Source organism: Limosilactobacillus coleohominis (assembly GCF_016901675.1).
GTDB classification, from domain to species: Bacteria; Bacillota; Bacilli; order Lactobacillales; family Lactobacillaceae; genus Limosilactobacillus; species Limosilactobacillus intestinavium.
Window position 1 is genome coordinate 1 of the sequence record NZ_JACJKU010000211.1, and the last position, 246, is coordinate 246.

Sequence of the window (246 nt, forward strand, 5' to 3'; positions counted from 1 at the left end):
GCAAAAACGCCATTCGGCGTGACATCAGGTATCATATTAAGTGAATCAAACCTATATGAAAGGATGTCCGTCAAATGACGCACTTAAATGATACCATGCCCACTAACCTCTTGGCCACTCATCGCAAATATGCACACCTTACTAAAGAAGAACGTGTGATGATTGCGACTTTAAAGTCGCAAGGACTTTCCAATCGCGCAATTGGTCGCCAATTAGGAGTTAATCATCAAACAATTAATAACGAGC

1 protein-coding gene is annotated in these 246 nt (G+C 41.5%); it reads left to right on the forward strand.

The genetic code is table 11. The features are described from left to right. Positions 1–74: 74 nt before the first annotated feature. A partial coding sequence (locus tag H5975_RS08540) for a helix-turn-helix domain-containing protein (RefSeq protein ID WP_143455557.1) occupies positions 75–246 on the forward strand: 172 nt, incomplete at its 3' end.